This is a genomic window from Ramlibacter sp. bp-362 (assembly GCF_054956735.1).
Genome location: NZ_JBUDXE010000022.1, coordinates 21,475 through 37,304, shown reverse-complemented (window position 1 = coordinate 37,304; position 15,830 = coordinate 21,475). Strand labels below are relative to the sequence as shown.

14 protein-coding genes are annotated in these 15,830 nt (G+C 69.4%); 13 read left to right on the top strand and 1 reads right to left on the bottom strand.

The annotated features are described in order from the left end of the window. Nucleotides 1-46 precede the first annotated feature (46 nt). The 12 genes from ACY0MJ_RS20940 to ACY0MJ_RS20885 all read left to right on the top strand — a co-directional run bounded on the left by ACY0MJ_RS20940 (nt 47) and on the right by ACY0MJ_RS20885 (nt 12,799). Complete coding sequence (locus tag ACY0MJ_RS20940; protein WP_462640491.1) at nt 47-2,386, top strand: GumC family protein; 2,340 nt, start codon at nt 47-49, stop codon at nt 2,384-2,386. Between the two features lie 12 nt (nt 2,387-2,398). After that, nucleotides 2,399-3,880 carry a J domain-containing protein gene (locus ACY0MJ_RS20935; protein WP_462640490.1) on the top strand — a complete coding sequence of 494 codons (1,482 nt, stop codon included), beginning with the start codon at nt 2,399-2,401 and terminating at the stop codon, nt 3,878-3,880. Further along, complete coding sequence (locus ACY0MJ_RS20930) at nt 3,877-5,067, top strand: tetratricopeptide repeat protein (RefSeq protein WP_462640489.1); 1,191 nt, start codon at nt 3,877-3,879, stop codon at nt 5,065-5,067. Before ACY0MJ_RS20935 ends, ACY0MJ_RS20930 begins: the two co-directional genes overlap by 4 nt. A gap of 69 nt (nt 5,068-5,136) precedes the next feature. Then, nucleotides 5,137-5,586: a FecR family protein gene (locus ACY0MJ_RS20925; RefSeq protein ID WP_462640488.1), complete on the top strand. Its 450-nt coding sequence runs from the start codon at nt 5,137-5,139 to the stop codon at nt 5,584-5,586. After that, a complete protein-coding gene (locus tag ACY0MJ_RS20920; RefSeq protein WP_462640487.1) occupies nt 5,576-6,997 on the top strand; it encodes an O-antigen ligase family protein in 1,422 nt (473 codons plus the stop codon). Before ACY0MJ_RS20925 ends, ACY0MJ_RS20920 begins: the two co-directional genes overlap by 11 nt. After that, on the top strand, nt 6,994-7,785 hold the full coding sequence (locus ACY0MJ_RS20915) for a tyrosine-protein phosphatase (RefSeq protein WP_462640486.1): 792 nt from the start codon (nt 6,994-6,996) through the stop codon (nt 7,783-7,785). Before ACY0MJ_RS20920 ends, ACY0MJ_RS20915 begins: the two co-directional genes overlap by 4 nt. Before the next feature lie 32 nt (nt 7,786-7,817). Next, complete coding sequence (locus tag ACY0MJ_RS20910) at nt 7,818-8,789, top strand: Bug family tripartite tricarboxylate transporter substrate binding protein (RefSeq protein WP_462640485.1); 972 nt, start codon at nt 7,818-7,820, stop codon at nt 8,787-8,789. Nucleotides 8,790-8,895: 106 nt separating this feature from the next. After that, nucleotides 8,896-9,339: a hypothetical protein gene (locus tag ACY0MJ_RS20905; protein ID WP_462640484.1), complete on the top strand. Its 444-nt coding sequence runs from the start codon at nt 8,896-8,898 to the stop codon at nt 9,337-9,339. 122 nt (nt 9,340-9,461) lie between these two features. After that, nucleotides 9,462-10,358: a UTP--glucose-1-phosphate uridylyltransferase GalU gene (gene galU / locus ACY0MJ_RS20900; protein WP_462640483.1), complete on the top strand. Its 897-nt coding sequence runs from the start codon at nt 9,462-9,464 to the stop codon at nt 10,356-10,358. Continuing rightward, nucleotides 10,355-11,482, top strand: a complete 1,128-nt coding sequence (gene gmd, locus ACY0MJ_RS20895; RefSeq protein ID WP_462640482.1) for a GDP-mannose 4,6-dehydratase — start codon at nt 10,355-10,357, stop codon at nt 11,480-11,482. Before galU ends, gmd begins: the two co-directional genes overlap by 4 nt. After that, nucleotides 11,479-12,438, top strand: coding sequence for a GDP-L-fucose synthase (gene fcl / locus ACY0MJ_RS20890; protein WP_462640481.1), 960 nt, complete (start codon nt 11,479-11,481; stop codon nt 12,436-12,438). Before gmd ends, fcl begins: the two co-directional genes overlap by 4 nt. A 4-nt stretch (nt 12,439-12,442) precedes the next feature. Beyond that, nucleotides 12,443-12,799: a VanZ family protein gene (locus tag ACY0MJ_RS20885; protein WP_462640480.1), complete on the top strand. Its 357-nt coding sequence runs from the start codon at nt 12,443-12,445 to the stop codon at nt 12,797-12,799. 44 nt (nt 12,800-12,843) lie between these two features. Here ACY0MJ_RS20885 and ACY0MJ_RS20880 read toward each other — a convergent pair whose 3' ends face one another. Further along, complete coding sequence (locus ACY0MJ_RS20880; protein WP_462640479.1) at nt 12,844-13,398, bottom strand: hypothetical protein; 555 nt, start codon at nt 13,396-13,398, stop codon at nt 12,844-12,846. 185 nt (nt 13,399-13,583) lie between these two features. On the opposite strand from ACY0MJ_RS20880, the gene ACY0MJ_RS20875 reads away from it, so the two are divergent. Continuing rightward, entirely contained in the window at nt 13,584-15,770 is a 2,187-nt protein-coding gene (locus tag ACY0MJ_RS20875) for a YjbH domain-containing protein (protein ID WP_462640478.1), read from the top strand. The last annotated feature ends 60 nt before the right edge of the window (nt 15,771-15,830 follow it).

Below are 15,830 nucleotides of genomic sequence, written 5' to 3'. Positions count from 1 at the left end.
CCAACGCCTCGCCGGAGGGCGCGAACGATCAAGGCACGCAGTCACCATGTCCGCTTCCGAACTCTCGCGCGACGACGCATCCGCGTTCAGCGCTCCTGCCGCCAACGAAGTGGCGGTCCGCCAGCCGTACCAGTTGCAAGCGGGCCTGCTCGCGCGGCCGGAGGAAGAACAGCAGGCGGACGACTCGCTCACGCTGACCGACCTCGGCCGCATCATCCTCAAGCACAAGTGGACGCTGCTCATCGTCATCGGCCTGGCGTGCATCGCCGCCACGGTGCGCACCTTCCTCAGCACGCCCATCTACCGCTCCACGGTCGTGCTGCAGATCGACAAGGCGAGTCCGCGCGTGGTGCGCTTCGAGAACGACCCGGAACAGGAACGGCTGGGCACCGACGACGCGATCTCCATGCGCACGCAGCAGGAGCTCCTCAAGAGCCGCTCGCTCGCCGAGCGCGTGATCGACGAACTGGGCCTCGACCGCTCCGCCTCCGCCGAACCGGCGCCGGTGGTGGCGTCCGATGCTTCCGGCCTGGGCCAGGAAGGCGAGGCCGAGGGCGAGGACGCGAAGCCCGATTACCTCGATCGCCTCATCGCCGGCTACCGGAAGATGACGAGCCCCAGCACCAGCAGCCAGGAGGTCCTCGGGCGCGAAGCCGTCGTCAAGCGTTTCCTCGAATCGCTCACCATCGAACCGGTGCGCAGTTCGCGGCTGGTCAAGGTCCATGTCGAGAACACCAATCCGGCGCTGGCGGCGCGCATCGCCAACGCGACGGTGCAGGCCTTCATCGCGATGGGCATCGAGCGGCGGGTCGAAGCCTCCTCCTACGCGAAGAACTTCCTGGAAGACCAGATCAAGCAGATGAAGGCGCGCCTGGAGGAGTCGGAGCGCCGGCTCAACAGCTACGCGCAGTCCAAGAAGATCCTGACGCTCGACGACAAGACCAGCGCGGTCAGCATGACCTACACCGACTTCGCCACGGCGCTCGCCAAGGCGGAGCAGGAGCGCATCCGCGCCGAATCCGTGTACGAGGAAATGAAGCGCAACCCGGAAGCGTCGACGGCTGTGGTGGAGAACAAGACCATCCAGGCCTACAAGGAGCGCCGCGCCAGGCTGCAGATCGAGTACCAGGAGAACCTGCGCACCTACAAGCCCGAGTTCCCGAAGATGCTGCAGCTGAAGGCGCAGATCGCGGAAATCCAGGACCAGATCAACCGCGAGATCGCCAACGTCGCCGGCAGCCTGAAGGCCGCGCGCGACGCCGCGGTCGCCGAGGAAAACGCGCTGCGCCAGAAGGTGAGCCAGACGCGCAGGGAGGTGCTCAACACGCAGGAGCAGAGCATCGACATGAACCTCCTGAAGCGGGAGGTGGACACCAACCGCCAGCTCTACGACAACCTGCTGCAACGCTTCAAGGAGCTCGGCGTCTCGGGCAACATCGTCACCAACAACGTCTCGGTCGTCGACGCCGCCGAACCCTCGCTGTTCCCGTTCAAGCCCAACCTGCTGACCAACCTGCTCGTGGGGATCGTGGCGGGCATGCTGCTCGGGGCCGCCATCGTCGTCACGCTGGAAGTGATGGACGATTCCATCAAGTACCCGGACGAGGTCGAGCGCATCCTGGGGCTGCCGCTCATGGGCGTCATCCCCAAGATCAACCGCAAGCGCTCCAACACCAAGCCGGTCGCGATGGAAGTCCACGACGACCCGCGCTCCACGGTGGCGGAAGCCTACCGCTCCGTGCGCACGGCGCTGCAGTTCTCCACGGCCGAAGGCGCGCCCAAGCGGCTGGTGGTGACCAGCACCACGCGCAACGAAGGCAAGAGCACGACGTCGCTCGCCCTCGCGATCAACTTCGCGCAGATGGGCCAGCGCGTGCTGCTGATCGACGCCGACATGCGCAACCCCACCATCCACAAGCTGCTGGGGATGTCCAACGACTTCGGCCTGTCGAACCTGCTGTCCAGCGACAACCGCGGCGACAAGATGATCACGCCGACGGCGATCCCCAACCTGTCGGTGCTCACGGCCGGCCCGGTGCCGCCGAACCCGGTGGACCTGCTCACGGGCCCGAAGCTGCTGCTGCTGCTCAACATCACCGCCGCGCTGGGCATCGACTACGTGATCGTCGATGCGCCGCCGATGCTCGGCCTGGCCGACGCCGTGGTGCTGGGCAACCAGCTGCAGAACGTGCTGTACGTCGTGCAGGCGAGCAGCACCCGCAAGGCGCAGATCAAGAGCGCGCTGCGGCGCCTGCGCCAGGGCGGCCTGGTGCCGCGTGGCGTGGTGCTCACGCAGACGCTGCAGCATGCGCTGCCGGAGGATTACGGCTCCTATTACGGCTACGGCGCGGACGACGCCAACCCCGCGCTGACGCGGGCGACGTAGCCCCGGGCCGCCATGAGGGACGCAGGGTCGGCAAGCCCCTCCGTCGCGTCACTGCATGGCGCGCTCCTGGACTATTTCAGCGCGCCGGGCAAGTACCAGCTCTCGCTGCGCCAGCCCGCGGCCCTGTTCGCGTCGATGCGCGAGATCCTGCAGATCGCCGCGGGGCGCGGCCCGCATGCGGATGGCGCCGATGCCGACCGCCTGCAGGAGGCAGCGATCTTCTTCGTGCGCGCGGCCCTGCTCCATCCCGGAGCCGACCACTATGGCGTGCTGGGCCTGTCCGCCGGCGCGAGTGCCGCCGAGCTGAAGGAACGCTACCGGCTGCTCATGCGCCTGACGCACCCCGATTTCGCCACCGCGGGCGCGAACCCGTGGCCGCCCGACGCGGCGATGCGCGTGAACCGCGCGTATGAAGTCCTTTCCTCGCCGGTGCTGCGCCGCGAATACGACGACCAGCGCGCCGCGCTGGATGCCAAGCGCGTGCAGCCGGCTCCCGCGCCGAAGCCAAGGCGCGCGGCATGGCAGCCGCGCCCGCGGCTTCGGCCTCACGTCAAGGCGGCGCCCGCGCGGCCCCTGCGCATCAGCAGGAAGGCCGCCTGGGCCGCCGGCGCGGCGCTCACGGCGGCCGGCGTGCTGATCCTGCTGCCCACGCAGGAGCCCGAACACCTGGTGCAGCGCGCGCGGATTCCGGCCGCGCCGGCGACGCCGGAGCGCGTGGCGACGGTGCAGCAGGTCGTGCCTCCTGCACCCGCTGCGCCGCCGGCTGCTGCACCTGCCCCTGCACCGGCCCCCGCGCTCGCTCCTGCCGCGGCGCCTGCCGTCGCTCTCGCGCCAGCTCCCGCCCCGGCTCCCGCACCAGCGCCTGCGCTCGCGCCGGCGCCGCCGCCAGTGCCCGCAGCGGTTGCGCAGCCGACGCCTCCGGCGCCGGCGCGAGCGACCACGCCACCACGCGCGCAGGTCACGGCTGCAGCATCCGCGCCCGCGCCCGCGCCCGCGCCTGCTCCCGCGCCTGCGCCCGCGCCACCGCCGGCCGTAGCACCCGTCGTCGTCACCGCACGCGCTCCCGTCGCCGCGCCGGCGCCCGTTTCCGCGCCTGCCACCGTCACCGTCGCCGCACCGGTCGCCGCCGCCGTCCCCAGCCCCACGCTCAGCGACGCGCAGCCGCTGCTCACGCAATTGCTGCAAAGGCTGGAAAGCGGCAGCGCCGACCAGGTGCTCCTGCTGCTGGAGCGCGACGCGCGCCAGGCGCCGGGCGCCCAGGCGCTCTCGCGCCAGTACGACCAGCTGGTGCGCGGCGCGCGCCCCGTGCGGCTCGCGCAGGTCGAGTTCAAGGGCGAGCCGCACGACGGCGTGCTGCTGGTCACCGGCCGCGTGTGGCTGCACGCGGGCGAACCCACCATCGGCGCGCGCGGACAGCGCCTGCTCGTCCGCGCGGAATTCGCATCACGCGGCGGCAAGGTCCGCCTCACTTCATTGAGCGGGGCCCCGGATTGAGCGCAGACAAGACTTCCCTCCCGATCGGGCGCTGGTTGCTCACGCTCGGCGGAGCGGCCGCGGCCGCGGCCCTCTTCTCCACCGCGGTGGCCGTGCACCTGCGCAACGCGTGCACGGAGATGGACACGCCCTACCTGCCGCTGTGCCCGGCCGCACCCGATGATCCCCAGGTGCTGAGCGCGGCATTGCGCGAGCGCATCGCGCGCAACCCGGGCGATTCGACGGCGTGGACGCGCCTGCTCGTCACGAACCCGCAGCGCGACGATGGCGTGCTGCACGCGGCCGTGGTCGTGGCGCCGCACAACCACAACGTCGCGCGCCTGCAGGCCGCGCAGGCGCTCGAGTCGGGGCAGCTGTCCGAAGGCGTCGCGCTGCTCGTCGAGATCCTGCGTCACCGCTCCTCGCCCGACGCGGCCGCAGTGCTCGCGCAACTCGCCACTTCCGACGAAGGCATGCAACTGCTGCGGCCCTACCTCGCGCACTCGGGCAAGTGGCTGCCGCAGGTCCTCTCGGCCAGCTATGCGCTGAAGGTGCCGCCCGGCGACGTCCTCTCGCTCGTCGCGGAAGCGGTCGAAAAAGGCGGCGGACTGCCCGATGCCCCGCGCCGCAACTACATGCGCAAGCTGAAGGAAACCGGTGCGTGGCTCGATGCCTACGGCCTGTGGCTCGCGCAGCAGAAGCAGCAGGTTCCGCTGCTGTACAACGGGAATTTCGACAAGCCCTTCCAGCCCGACGGTTTCGACTGGGAGTTCGCGAAGGTGCCGCGCAGCCGTGCCGGCGTGGTGTTCCGACAGGAGGCGGTCGCACGACGCGGCCTCGTGGTGGGCCTGGAGTTCACGGGCCGCAGCTTCAAGTTGCCGGTGATTCGCCAGTACGTCTTCGTGGCGCCCGGAACCTACCACCTGGAAGGCCAGTACCGCGCGACGAAGATGCGTTCGGAAGAAGGCCTCGCATGGGTCGCGCAGTGCATGGGCGGCCGCCGCGCACTCGCCGGACGCTCCGATGCGTTGACCGACACCGGCGGCGTGTGGAAGCCCGTCGCGTTCGACTTCACCGTGCCGCCGGACTGCGGCGCGGTCGTGAGTGTCCAGCTCGAAACTGCTGTCCAGTACGAAGCGAAAACAGGCATCAAGGGACGCGTTGCATTCGATGGTTTCACTCTCACGCCATCCGTATCTTCTCCTTGAAAAATCCACACCACCGCGCGCAAACGCGGTGCTATATTGCACCGGCCCTTCACCCTGCGGAGCACCTCCATGACCTTGAACAAACTGCTTGTTGCCTTGCCCATTGTCCTCGCCGGAACCGCGTTCGCGCAGGCGCCACTGGGCACCGTCTCGAACGTGCAAGGCGTCGTCACCGCGACGCAAGGCGCCACCGGCGTGACCGTCACGCCCGGCACCGCGATCACGAACGGAATGCGCTTCGTCACGACGTCGCGTGGCTCCGTCACGCTGCGCCTGAACAGCGGTTGCACCGTCACCGTTCCCGCCGGCCATGGCGTCACGGTGCTGCAAAGCATGTCGTGCCAGCAACTCGCAGCCGCCGTGCAACCGGTCGTGCCGGTCGCGGCCACGGGGCCCGTCGGTCCCGCACCTGGCGTCATCAATGGTGCCGTGGCGCTGGGCGCCGCCGCCATCGCCGCGGGCGTGATCCACACCCTGAACGAGGATGACGACAACGACAGGGAACTCAGTGCGCGCTGAGCGCATCACCGGCGAGTTCGCCACGCAAGACACGGGGCCCGTCGGCCCCGTGGCTGTTTCTGCCTTGCTGTTCCTGCTGGCGGTATCGCCCCTCATGCGCGGTGGCAACCGGAACGTCGCGTTGATCGTGCTCGAAGGCGCGGCGCTCGCGTTCCTCGTCGCCCTGCTCGCGAACGCGCAGCGGCCCGCCGTGCGCGTGTCGGTGCGCACGCTCGCCATCGCATTCCTGGTGTCCAGCCCGCTGTGGCTGTCCATCGTGTACCTGCTTCCGGTCCCGATGGGACTCTGGGAGTCCACGCCCGGCCGGGGCATCTATCCCGAACTGCTCTCCGCGGCCGGCCTCTCGGGGATCCACGCGCTTCCCCTGTCGCTCGTGCCGGACGCCACCGCGGCGTCGCTGCTGGCGGGCATCCCGATCGCGGCCGCGTTCCTCGCGGGCATCTTGCTGCGACTCCCTCAACTCAAGACGGTGCTGGCCGCGCTCGTCGCACTCGCGTTCCTGCAGGTGGCGATGGGTTTGCTGCAGGTCGCCGGAGGCTCCGCGTCGTCCTTCTATTTCGGTGGCCAGGGCGGCCGCCCGTTCGGGACCTTCGCGAACCCGAACCACTTCGCGAACTACCTGGCGATGGCGCTGGCCGCCTACATCTGGCTCGCGTGGACCTTCCTCGGCAATCGCCGCCGCGCCTGGGATCGCACCGAAGCTTCGCATGCGCGCGCGGTGGCGCTGTGGAGCGCCGGTGCGCTGGTGCTCGTCACGGGCATCCTCATGTCGCGCTCGCGCGGCGCCGCGCTCGCGGGGCTGCCCGCCGCCATGTGCGCATTCGCCATCGCGGTCACCGAAGGCCGCCGCGCGCGCTCCTGGCGGGGCGGACTGTTCATGGCCGGCGCCGCCGTCGTCGCGGCCGTGGCACTGGTCGGCTTCGACTTCGTCGCATCGCGCTTCACCGAAGAGTCCGTGAGCGATGCGGCATCCGTGCGCAGCCTGCTCGCGGCCAGCAGCTTCGAGGCCGCCGCGGAGTTCTGGCCCTGGGGCGCGGGCTGGGGCACGTACGCGGGCGTGTACCCGCGCTTCCAGCCGGCCAGCATCGTCGGCGTCGCGATCTACGCCCACCAGGACTACGCCCAACTCCTCTTCGAAGGCGGCATCTTCGCCGTGCTGCTTGCACTCGCCTTCACCGGCCTGGCCGCCACCCGCGCCGTGCAACTCGTGCGCTCCGCGCGCAAGCACGGCCGCCTGCGCCGCGACGAAATGGCCAGCGCGCTGTGCGGCGTGGGCCTGCTCGGCTTCCTCCTGCACTCGGTCGTGGAGTTCAACATGCACATCCCGGCGAACGCCATCGTCGCGGCCCTGCTCGCGGGTGCGTACCTGCGGCCGCTGGAGCGCCCCGAAAGCGAGCAGGCTTCCCAATGATCGACCTGCACTGCCACATCCTCCCCGGCATCGACGACGGCTCGCGCAGCCTCGAGATGTCGCTCGCGATGGCGCGCATGGCGGTGGACGACGGCATCACCATGACCGCCTGCACGCCGCACATCTACCCCGGCCTGTACATGAACGACACGGCGGGCATCACCGCCGCGCGCGACGCGCTGCAGGCGGCGCTCGACGAGCACGGCATCCCGCTGCAGCTGACCATCGGCGCCGACGTGCACCTGGTGCCCGGGCTGCTCGACGGCCTGCGGGCCGGCTCGGTGCCCTGCCTGCACCACACGCGCTACCTGCTGCTGGAGCCGGCGCACCACGTCGCGCCGCCGCACTTCGCCGAATCGGTGTTCCGGCTGGTGGTGGAAGGCTACGTGCCGGTGATCACGCACCCGGAGCGGCTCACCTGGGTCGAGGACCACTACCCCGTGTTCGCCGAGCTCGTGAAGCAGGGCGCATGGATGCAGGTGACGGCCGCATCGCTCACGGGCACCTTCGGCGCCCGCGCGAAGTACTGGGGCGAGCGCTTCCTCGGCGAAGGCCTCACGCACATCCTGGCGACCGACGCGCACTCCAACGGCCGGCGCTCGCCCGTGATGTCCAAGGCGCGCGACATCGCCGAGCGCATGCTCGGCCGCGAGGAGGCGCAGCTGCTCGTGCGCGGGCGGCAGGAATGCATGCTGCGCAACGACCCGCCCTCGAAGGTGCCGCCGCTTCCCGAGGTGGAGCGCAAGCGCAGCCGCTGGTGGAACGGCCTCTTCGACATGCGGCATTAAGGCGTACACGGCCGGTCGGCGAAAATGCGGGCATGAAACGCCGACACATCCTCCTCTCCTCCCTCAGCGCGGCCGCCGTGGTGGCCGCTCCCGCCGCCCTGGCGCAAGGCCGGCCGATCCGCCTGATCGTCCCCTACGGGGCCGGCGGCCCGATCGACACCACGGCCCGCGTGCTGGCCGAGCGCGTGAAGGACAGCCTGGGCACGGTGATCATCGAGAACCGGCCCGGCGGCGGCGGCAACATCGGCGTGGACGCCATCGCCAAGGCCGCGCCCGACGGCCTGACCATCGGCGTGGCCGCCGTGGCCACGCAGGCGATCAACCCGTGGCTCTTCTCGAAGCTGCCCTTCGACCCGGTCAAGGACTTCGCCCCCATCACGCAGATGGTGCGCGTGCCCAACGTGCTGGTGATGAACGCCGAGACGGCGAAGCGCCTGAACATCAACAGCGTGCGCGACCTGATCGCCTACGCCAAGGCCAACCCCGCGAAGCTCAATTACGGCAGCGGCGGCAACGGCAGCGCCGGCCACCTGGCCGGCGAGATGTTCAAGCGCGATGCCGGCGTCTTCGCCGTGCACATCCCGTACAACGGCGGCAACCCCGCGCAGCTCGCGCTGCTCTCGGGCCAGGTCGATTTCAACTTCGACAACCTCGCCACCGCCGCCCCGAACATCCGCGCCGGCAAGCTGAAGGCGCTGGCCGTCACCACCCTGCAGCGTTCGCCCAGCCTGCCGGACGTGCCGCCCGTGGCCGACACCCTGCCCGGCTTCTCCATCGACACGTGGTGGGGCCTGGTCGCCCCGGCCGGCACGCCGCCCGAGACCATCCAGAAGATGAACCAGGCCTTCGTGGCGGCGCTGCGTTCGCCGGAAGCGAAGGCCCGCTTCGCCAGCCTGCTGGCGGAGCCCGTGCCCACCACGCCGGAGGAATTCGGCCGGTTCATGCGCGCCGAACTCGCCAAGTACGAAAAAGTGGTGAAGGCCTCGGGCGCCAAGGTCGACTGACGCCTGAGCCGCGGCTCCTACACGCGCGGTGAGATTTGTCCTACACGCGCTGCCTCAGCCGGTGCGCAAAGTGGTCGCAGGCGCAACGAGTCGTGAGGAGCCCGCCATGTGGTTGCAGCGCACACTCCTGGTCCTGGCGATCGGCATGACGGCTTCCGGCATGGCCGCCGCGCAGTCGTACGGCACGCTGCGATGGCACGCCGGCTCCACGCCCCTGGGCCTGCAGATCACGACGGGCGACAGCGCCGCCCTCCCGGGCCTCGCGCCTTCGCTGGACCTGCTGCCACGCGGATCCAGCGTGCGCCTGGTCGGCCGCGCGGGCCTGCCCTACGACCTGGGCGTGTACGGCCGCGTGGGCACCAGCTTCGGCCGCACGCCCACGCTCGCGGGCCTGGGCACCGAGGGCGGCCTGACCTATGGCGTGGGCCTGAGCTGGGACTTCTCGCGCAGCGCGTCGGCCGCCTTCGGCTGGGACATCTACGACCTGCGCACGCCCGTGGGCGACTCGCGCGACGTGCGCACGAGCCTGGGGTTGCAGTGGCGCTACTGATTCGCAGATAAGGGCGCACGAAAAGCATGCAACAAGGCCCGCAGCCCTCAAGGCTGCGGGCCTTTGTTCGTGCGCGCGCGACCCTGTGGCACACTTGAAACCAGTTGTTGCAGGGACAGGACATGAAGAAGTACGCGCGCATCGACAAGGCCGTTTTCCCCGTCGCGGGCCTCGGCACCCGCTTCCTCCCGGCCACCAAGGCGCAGCCCAAGGAGATGCTGCCGGTGGTGGACAAGCCCCTGATCCAGTACGCGGTGGAGGAGGCCTACGAAGCCGGCATCCGGCACATGATCTTCGTCACCGGCCGCAACAAGCGCGCGATCGAAGACCACTTCGACACCGCCTACGAGCTCGAGACGGAGCTGGAGCACGCGGGCAAGACCGAGCTGCTGGACCTGGTGCATTCGCTGGCGCCCAAGGACATGGAGTGCTCCTACGTGCGCCAGCCGCGCTCGCTGGGCCTGGGCCATGCCGTGCTGTGCGCGGCCCACATCGTGGGCAACGACCCTTTCGCCGTGCTGCTGGCCGACGACCTGATGACCGGCCCCGACGGCGGCCCGGGCGTGCTGACGCAGATGGTGGAGACCTTCAAGGAAGTGCAGACCTCCGTGCTCGCCGTGCAGGAAGTGCCCTTGCCGCACGTGAAGCGCTATGGCATCGTCGCGGGCGACGCCGTGGGCCAGCGCCTCGTGAAGGTCCGGCAGATGGTGGAGAAGCCCGCGCCCGAGCAGGCGCCTTCGCGCCTGGGCGTGGCCGGCCGCTACGTGCTCACGCCCGCGGTCTTCGACCGGATCCGCACGCAGGAGCGCGGCAGCGGCGGCGAGATCCAGCTCACCGACGGCATCGCGCAACTGATCGCCACCGAAGGCGTGCATGCGTACCGCTACGAAGGCAGGCGCTACGACTGCGGCAGCAAGGAGGGCTTCCTGGAGGCGACGGTGGACTTCGCGCTGCGGCATCCGGAGGTCGGGCCGGCGTTCAGCGAGTACCTGGGATCCCTGAAACGGACAAGCAAATGACCAAACGCGCACTCATCACCGGCATCACGGGCCAGGACGGCTCCTATCTCGCCGAATTCCTGCTGGACAAGAGCTACGAAGTCCATGGCATCAAGCGCCGGGCGTCCCTGTTCAACACCGCGCGCATCGACCACATCTACCAGGACCCGCACGTCGACAACAAGCGCTTCATCCTGCACTACGGCGACCTGACGGACACCTCGAACCTGACGCGCATCCTGCAGCAGGTGCAGCCCGACGAGGTCTACAACCTCGGCGCGCAGTCGCACGTGGCCGTGAGCTTCGAGGCACCGGAGTACACGGCGGACGTCGATGCCATGGGCACGCTGCGGCTGCTGGAAGCCATCCGCTTCCTCGGGCTGGACAAGAAGACTCGCTTCTACCAAGCCTCCACCTCCGAGCTGTACGGCCTGGTGCAGGAGACGCCGCAGAAGGAGACCACGCCCTTCTATCCCCGCTCGCCCTATGCGGTGGCGAAGCTCTACGCCTATTGGATCACGGTGAACTACCGCGAGGCCTACGGCATGTACGCCTGCAACGGCATCCTCTTCAACCACGAGTCGCCGCGCCGCGGCGAAACCTTCGTCACGCGCAAGATCACGCGCGGCCTGTCGAACATCGCCCAGGGCGTGGAGAAGTGCCTCTTCATGGGCAACATGGACGCCCTGCGCGACTGGGGCCACGCCAAGGACTACGTGCGCATGCAGTGGATGATGCTGCAGCAGGAGAAACCGCAGGACTTCGTGATCGCCACCGGCACGCAGATCTCGGTGCGCGACTTCATCCGGCTGTCGGCGGAGAACCTGGGCCTGCGCATCCGCTTCGAAGGCAAGGGCGTGGAGGAAAAGGGCATCGTCGAGGCCATCACCGGCAGCGACGCGCCCGCCCTGAAGGTGGGTGACGTGATCGTGGCCGTGGACCCGCGCTACTTCCGCCCCACGGAAGTGGAGACCCTGCTGGGCGACCCGAGCCGCGCGCGGCGCGAGCTGGGGTGGACGCCCGAGATCACGGTGCAGCAGATGTGCGCCGAAATGGTGGCCTCGGACCTGGCCGAAGCCAAGCGCCACGCCCTGCTGCGCGCCCACGGCTACGACGTGCCCGTGTCGGTGGAGAACGGCTCGTGAGCGCCATCTTCGTGGCCGGCCATCGCGGGATGGTCGGCTCGGCGATCGTCCGCCAGCTGCAGGCGAAAGGCCGCACCGGCATCCTGACGGCCACGCACGCGGAAGTGGACCTGACGCGGCAGGCCGAGGTGGAAGCCTTCTTCCGCCAGCACGACATCGCCCAGGTGTACGTCGCCGCGGCGAAGGTGGGCGGCATCCATGCCAACAACACCTATCCCGCGCAGTTCATCTACGAGAACCTGATGATCGAGTGCAACGTGATCCACGCCGCCCACCAGGCCGGCGTGCAGAAGCTGCTGCTGCTCGGATCGTCCTGCATCTACCCGCGCGCCGTGGAACAGCCCATGCGCGAGGACGCCCTGCTGACCGGCGTGCTGGAGCCCACCAACGAGCCCTACGCGGTTGCCAAGATCGCGGGCATCAAGCTGTGCGAGAGCTACAACCGCCAGTACGGGCGCGACTACCGCAGCGTGATGCCCACCAACCTGTACGGGCCCAACGACAACTTCCATCCGGAGAACAGCCACGTGATCCCGGCGCTGATCCGGCGCTTCCACGAGGCGAAGGAAGCGGGCCAGCCGGTGGTCACCATCTGGGGCACCGGCACGCCCATGCGCGAGTTCCTGCACGTGGACGACATGGCCGCCGCGTCGGTGCACGTGATGGAACTGCCGCCCGAGGTGTACGCCGAGCACACGCAACCCATGCTGTCGCACATCAACGTGGGCACGGGCGTGGACTGCACCATCCGGGAACTGGCGGAAACCATCGCCGACGTCGTCGGCTTCCGGGGCCAGGTGCAGTTCGACCCCAGCAAGCCCGATGGAACGGCCCGCAAGCTGATGGACGTGAGCAAGCTGAAGAAGCTGGGGTGGTCGGCCACCATCGCGCTGCGCGAAGGCCTGCAGGACAGCTACCGCTGGTTCCTGGCCAACGAGAAGCAGGCGCGCCTTTAAGAGCGTGCTGGAGACGCCCTTCCGGCGGCGCCTGGCGCTGCTCGCCGCGATCGCCGTCCTGCTGGTGGGAACCACCATGCCCGGCAGCCTGAAGGGCGAGATCGAGGGCCGCCTGTGGCACCTGTGGCCCTGGTCCGCCAGCGCGCATTTCGTGCTGTTCGGCGTGATCGCGGCGATCCCCGCTTACGGCGAGGGGCGCTGGCGCGTGTGGCGCGCGCTCGCGCTCGGCATCTTCCTCGCGCTGCTCACCGAATGGCTGCAGGGGTTCGCGCCGGGCCGGCATCCTTCGCTTCGCGACGCGCTGATCGACCTGTGCGGCACGACCAGCGGGCTTGCGGTCGCTGCGTGGATGCGGAAATGAAGAAGGCCGCGCGAGCGCGGCCTTCTTGAACGGAAGGGCGGTAGTTAAACGCCGAAGCCGCCGGTGTACGGCGAGAGTTCGACGGTGCCGATGTCCTCGCCCTCGACGATGACGTCGCCCGAATCGGTGATCCGCACCTCCAGGTCCTTGGCTTGCGACGCGTTGCCGCCCAGCACGAAGGACACGGCGCGCGCGACCGCGTTCTGCCCCGCCACCATGCCTTGGGTGTTCACCGTGAAGTTGCAAGGCTGGACCTCCACCGTCTTGCCGGTCGCGAGCGGCGACGACGCGCCGAAGGTCGACGAGGTCACCTTGAAGATGCACGAACCGAACGACAGGTCGCCGCTCGCATTCCCTTGCGCCGACGTGACGGAGAAGGTGGTGGGCGTGTTCAGCGTCACCGTGGTGGCGGACGTGGTGCCGAAATCAGCCACACCAGACGGGAACGTGAACGCCTCCGACTCGATGGCCGCGACGGTGCTCGCGTCGACGGCGGCCGTGGTATTGCTCTGCGCCACTTCCGAGCCGCCATCGCCGCCGCCACCGCACGCCACCAGCATCGACGTTGCGACCACGAGGGCCAGACCGAGTTTCTTCATTTGCACACTCCTTGGGGTTGTCAAAGGCCTGGGGCTCCCCCCTCGGCGGAATCAGGAGGTTACAAGAAGCGTGATCAAACGTAAACTCTCGCGTACGGATGTAGGTGCCTTTTCCAGGCGGCATCCGCCATTCGGAGTAGCAGGTGCGCGAAACGACTCTGTGATCATCCGCAACCTGCTCTTCCATGCCCCGCTCTCTCACCGCCCTCTGCCTCCTCGCCACCGTCTGCACCGCCCATGCGCAGGTGCCGCAGACCACGATGACGCAGGGTGGCTACACCGGGCTGGGCATCACGCCCAACGCGCACCTGCTGGATTGGGGCCGCGGCGAATTCACCTACGACAAGCAGTTGCCCGGGGTCGTACGTAACCCAAACGGCCACAACTACGTGCTCGGGTTCGGGCTGTTCCCGAACCTGGAGATCGCCGGGCGGCTGGCCGCGAACTCCCCGCAGAACGCCAATTGCTTCGTCCCGCCAGGCTGCGGGGCGCGGGACCTCTCGGCTTCGGTCAAGGCCGGTATCGGCCTCGACACCGCGGGGCGTTTCCACATCGCAGCCGGCGCGACCGACCTGGGTGGGTCGGTCACGTACTTCCGCAGCTACTACGGGGTGGGCACGTACAGCGAAGGGCCCTGGCAAGCAAGCATTGGCCTCGCCCGACGCAGCGGCGCGGGTGTTCGCGGGTCCATGTCGCCGCTGGACGGCCCTTTCGCATCGGCCGCCTGGCAGCCCGCCCGCTGGGTGCGCGGCCATGTCGAATACACCGACGGGAATGCCTGGGCGGGCGTACGCCTGTTCGCCCCGGAGCAGTGGTTGCCCGAAGGCTGGTCCGCCTACATCGGCGCCAACCAGCGCCTGACGCATACCGACCTGACGGAAAAGACCTGGTGGACGGCCGGCCTCTCCATCCCCCTGTACAAGGTGCCGTCGCTGCCATCCGCGGCGCCGAGGGCGCCGCTGCCGGACCTCAAGGGAACGCAGCGGCCGTTGCCGGCCTACGAAGCCCGCACCCTCCCCGCGCCGGCGGCGCCTGCCCTGCCCTCCAGCCCGGCCCCTGCCCCCGCGACGCCGGTGCAGGAAGCGGCGCTGCATGCCCTGGCCGGCGCGCTGGAGGCCAAGGGCCTCGAGGACGTGTGGGTCGGCCGCATGCCCGACGGCTCCGTTGCCGTGCGGGCGAACAATGCCACGTACAACTGGAACACCGTGGACGCACTGGGAGCCGCGCTGCGCGCCGTGGCCGACACGCTCGGGAGTGGCCCGAACGCCTATCGCCTGATCCTGACGCAGCGTCAGCTGCCGCTGGTGGCCGTGACGGGCCAGGCAGACTGCCTGCGCCGCTGGATCGAGAGCAATGCCCCCGGCTGCGCCGCGGGCGAACTCTCCACCCCCGGAACGACGGCCCTGGACCGGTTGCACGCAGGCGCCACCTGGGTGGTGCGCCGGGAAGCCCCGAGCTGGCAGACGGCCCGGGTGAGCATCCGCCCGGTGCTGCGCACCGCCGTGGGCACCGAGGCCGGCGTGCTGGACTACTCGCTGGGCGCGAACGTCGGCCTGCAACTGCCCCTGTGGAGCGGCGCCAGCGTGGAGGCCCGCCAGGACATGCCGCTGGCGCACAGCAGCGATTTCGAAGCCGGCGGCGTCTTCGGCAACCAGCGCGTGCGCTCTCGCCTCGAGCGGCTCGCCTTCACGCAGACGATGCGCCTGCCATTGGAGCGCTGGGTGGCCGCCGATGACGTGTCGATCCGTCGCTGGGGGCTGGCCGCCGTGACTGGCCAGGCATCCGTGGGCCGCTTCGGCGGCATCTACGACGGCCTGCATGGCGAGTTGCGCTGGGAGCCCGGCGAGGGCCGGCATCGCCTGAGCGCCGAGGCTGGGTGGCTGCGCAATGCGGACTTCAACGGGCCGAGCGCGTTGGGGCCGGAGACGGCCAAGCCCTTGCTGCTGCACTACCGCTACAACGTCAGCGCCACCCGCACCTACATCGAGGGCAGCGCCGGCGCCTTCCTGAACAACGACGCCGGCTTCCAGATCGGCTTGCGCCAGTGGTTCAGCGACGTGGCTGTGGGCCTGTACTACAAGAGAACGCGGTTCGAAGGTTCACCCGCGCGGCAATTCGTCGGCATCCAGGTTTCCGTGCCCATCGGCCCGCGGGGCGACATGAATCCTGGCAAAGGCCTGCAGGTGACCGGAACACCGCGCTTCACCACCGGTGTGGAAACAGCGGTGCGCGAAGAAGGGGGCAACCCGCTGCGCTTCGGTCACGGCGCCCTGCCACCCACCCCATCGCTGGAAAGCGTTTTCAACTCGGATCGCGCCGGGCTGGTGTATTTCGAGGACATGCTGCGTCGTGTCCGCGATGCCGCACGGTAGGCGGGGCGATGGGCAGCTTTCCACAGTTCATGCGCACACGGCGCGGTCTACTTTGAGCGC

Bases quoted from the DNA above. Each gene is read 5' to 3' on its own strand.
- ACY0MJ_RS20910 (WP_462640485.1), top strand. From the start codon at position 7,818: ATGAAACGCCGACACATCCTCCTCTCCTCCCTCAGCGCGGCCGCCGTG.
- ACY0MJ_RS20940 (WP_462640491.1), top strand. From the start codon at position 47: ATGTCCGCTTCCGAACTCTCGCGCGACGACGCATCCGCGTTCAGCGCT.
- galU (WP_462640483.1), top strand. From the start codon at position 9,462: ATGAAGAAGTACGCGCGCATCGACAAGGCCGTTTTCCCCGTCGCGGGC.
- ACY0MJ_RS20925 (WP_462640488.1), top strand. From the start codon at position 5,137: ATGACCTTGAACAAACTGCTTGTTGCCTTGCCCATTGTCCTCGCCGGA.
- ACY0MJ_RS20875 (WP_462640478.1), top strand. From the start codon at position 13,584: ATGCCCCGCTCTCTCACCGCCCTCTGCCTCCTCGCCACCGTCTGCACC.
- ACY0MJ_RS20905 (WP_462640484.1), top strand. From the start codon at position 8,896: ATGTGGTTGCAGCGCACACTCCTGGTCCTGGCGATCGGCATGACGGCT.
- ACY0MJ_RS20880 (WP_462640479.1), bottom strand. From the start codon at position 13,398: ATGAAGAAACTCGGTCTGGCCCTCGTGGTCGCAACGTCGATGCTGGTG.
- ACY0MJ_RS20935 (WP_462640490.1), top strand. From the start codon at position 2,399: ATGAGGGACGCAGGGTCGGCAAGCCCCTCCGTCGCGTCACTGCATGGC.
- gmd (WP_462640482.1), top strand. From the start codon at position 10,355: ATGACCAAACGCGCACTCATCACCGGCATCACGGGCCAGGACGGCTCC.
- ACY0MJ_RS20915 (WP_462640486.1), top strand. From the start codon at position 6,994: ATGATCGACCTGCACTGCCACATCCTCCCCGGCATCGACGACGGCTCG.